The 2,683-nt window shown below is 61.9% G+C and carries 3 protein-coding genes; all 3 read right to left on the bottom strand.

Annotated features, from left to right (window positions below; all coding sequences use genetic code 11):
* Positions 1 to 77 precede the first annotated feature (77 nt).
* Entirely contained in the window at positions 78 to 1,433 is a 1,356-nt protein-coding gene (gene phoR / locus ABD866_RS04155) for a phosphate regulon sensor histidine kinase PhoR (RefSeq protein ID WP_345061433.1), read from the bottom strand.
* 98 nt (positions 1,434 to 1,531) lie between these two features.
* Positions 1,532 to 2,239 carry a phosphate regulon transcriptional regulator PhoB gene (phoB, locus tag ABD866_RS04150; protein ID WP_345061431.1) on the bottom strand — a complete coding sequence of 236 codons (708 nt, stop codon included), beginning with the start codon at positions 2,237 to 2,239 and terminating at the stop codon, positions 1,532 to 1,534.
* Positions 2,240 to 2,255: 16 nt separating this feature from the next.
* Positions 2,256 to 2,683, bottom strand: a 428-nt coding sequence (locus ABD866_RS04145) for a PhoU domain-containing protein (protein WP_345061429.1), incomplete at its 5' end; no start/stop codon positions are given.

The following is a 2,683-nucleotide window of genomic DNA, read 5'->3' as shown; positions in this document are numbered from 1 at the left end:
GGCGGACAGCCCTGGGCCATGGCTTTATTGGGCGGCGAGCGCAGGAGCCCTGTGGCTTGTCGCGGCTTGTGTGCTCATCATGCTGCGACAGCAATTGCGTCGCTCTTGCGGGCAAAACGCAGCCGAGTGACCGGGAAGACCACGGTAAACGTGGAGCCAACACCCACCGTGCTGACAATCTGCAAACTGGCGCCATGGCGCTGCAGGACGTGCTTGACAATCGCGAGGCCCAGGCCTGTACCGCCAGTCTCTCGCGAGCGGCTGCGATCCACACGGTAAAAGCGCTCAGTCAGGCGCGGAATGTGCTCCGCGGCAATCCCCGGACCGGTATCGGCCACCGAAAACACCACGTCTCCCTGTGGATTGCGCCGCCAGCGCACAGTGATTTCACCGCCAGCAGGCGTATAGCGCACAGCGTTGCTGATGAGATTGGAAAAAGCACTTTGCAATTCAGACATAGCCCCGGCCAACTCCACCCCATCGAGCCCCTCCGCCTCGAAAGACAGCACGTGCTTGCGGGCGTGTTGCTGGGTCAAAACGCCTGAAAGCGCGCGCCCTTCTTCTTCACACCGCTGGACCAGCAGTCTCGCAGGCACCCAGTCGGTCATACCAGGCAACGGACTGCCCTCCAGGCGAGAAAGCGTCAACAAATCCTGCACCACACTTTGCATACGTGCGGCTTGCTGAGCCATCATGCCAAGATAGCGTGCTCGTTCATCCGTCGACAGGTGCAACGTCTGCAACGTCTCGACAAAGCCTGTCAGCACCGTAAGCGGCGTCCGAATTTCGTGGGATACGTTGGCGACGAAGTCACGCCGCATGGCCTCGGCCTGTTCCAGAGCCGTCACGTCTCTTGAAAGCAGCAACTTGCGCCCATCGCCATAGGGGTGCAGATGCACTGAAATACGCACGGGCCTGGACGGGGTGCTCTCGCGCCCTTGCAACACCACATCTTGCGTGAAATCGTGCGCGGCATAGTAGGCACTGAACTCCGGATCGCGGACCAGATTGCCGATGGACTGCATGTGGTCGCGTTGCACGTCAATGCCGAACTGTGCTGCGGCGATATGGTTGCACCACTCAATATGCCCTTGAGCATCCAGGAGGATCACACCATTGGGTGTGGCCTGCAGAGCCGCCAGAATTTCCTGAAGGCGCGCATCGGCAGCCTGGGCCTGCGCGTCTCGCTGGCGCAATAGCCTGCGGACGCGATCAGACGCCTCTCCCCACAGCCCCCGCATGGCAGGAGCCGATGCCAGATCTCCGGTGCGCAACCAGCGCAGAACCCGCGCGCCTCGCGACAGATCCCAGACAAACCAAGCCCAGGCTGCGAGGGCGGCACCCACGGCGGCGCCCCAAGGCCCAGCCTCATACCAACCAATTCCGCCACCGACGAACTGAGAGAGCAGAAAGTAGACGATTCGCCACAGCATGAAATGCGTCCTCAGAGCTCAGGCCACCCAAGGCAGCATCCCCGCAGCACCAGCGTGCTGGAACCAATACACCCGGCTTTCATGCCGACTCACACCATTCATGCGCGCATCAACGCCTGAGGCTGTGCAGTGAGGCGATAGCCAGCGCCACGCACAGTTTCCACCATCACACCCGCGACGCCCAGCGCCTCGCGCAAGCGCTTGACATGGACGTCCACCGTACGCTCCTCGATGAAGACGTGGTCTCCCCACACCTTGTCCAGCAACTGTGAACGGCTGTGCACGCGCTCGGGATGCTTCATCATGTAGTGGAGCAGCTTGAACTCAGTAGGGCCCACCTTGAGCGGCTGCCCCTGGAAGCTCACACGGTGGGTCGCGGCGTCCAGGGACAGTTCTCCGATGGCGACGCTGTCGCTCACCTGCTCGGGTGCCCGTCTGCGCAACACGGCCCGGATGCGCGCCAGCAGTTCCTGGGTGGAAAAGGGCTTGGTGATGTAGTCATCCGCGCCCGCATCCAATCCAGCCACCTTGTCCGGCTCATCGCCACGCGCGGTCAGCATCAGGATAGGAATCGGCTTGGTGCGGGCGTCGGCGCGCCACTTGCGCGCCAACGCAAGGCCGCTCTGGCCTGGCAACATCCAGTCCAGCAAGATCACGTCCGGCAAGACCGCATCCAGCTCGCGCTGCGCAGAATCCCCATCTTCCGACCAGATCGGCTGAAATCCGTTGTGCCGCAGATTGACGGCGATCAGCTCGGCGATGGCCGGCTCATCTTCCACGATCAGTACGCGGGGCATCTTTTTCACGAGCAACTCCTCTCGATCAACGCAGCACCGTGGACTCGATCTCGTCCAGGGCCGTGTGGCGGATGTCCTTGCCCTTGACGAGATAGATGATCAGCTCGGCAACGTTCTTGGAGTGGTCTCCGATGCGTTCGATGGCCTTGGCCAGAAACAACAGGTCCAGGCTCGAAGAGATTGTGCGAGGGTCTTCCATCATGTAGGTGATGAGCTTGCGCACGAACCCGTCAAACTCCTTGTCGATAAGGTCATCCTCCTTGAGGATGTCCAGCGCCGCCTTGGTGTCGAGGCGCGCAAAGGCGTCGAGTGCCTTGCGCAGCAGCCCCGACGCCAGATCTGCGGCCATGCGCAGATCGCTGGAGGGCAAGGAGCGCGCTGCGCCGCTTTCGATGATGGACTTGACCATGCGCGCCATCTTGTTGGCCTCATCGCCCATGCGCTCCAGGTTGG

The sequence above is a fragment of the Acidovorax lacteus genome, assembly GCF_039540375.1.
GTDB lineage: Bacteria > Pseudomonadota > Gammaproteobacteria > Burkholderiales > Burkholderiaceae_C > Acidovorax_G > Acidovorax_G lacteus.
Note: the sequence above shows the minus strand (reverse complement) of the source record. Positions and strands in the feature narration are given on the sequence as shown.

Excerpts from the sequence above, each read along its gene's own strand:
- phoR (WP_345061433.1), bottom strand. The coding sequence starts at position 1,433 with ATGCTGTGGCGAATCGTCTACTTTCTGCTCTCTCAGTTCGTCGGTGGC.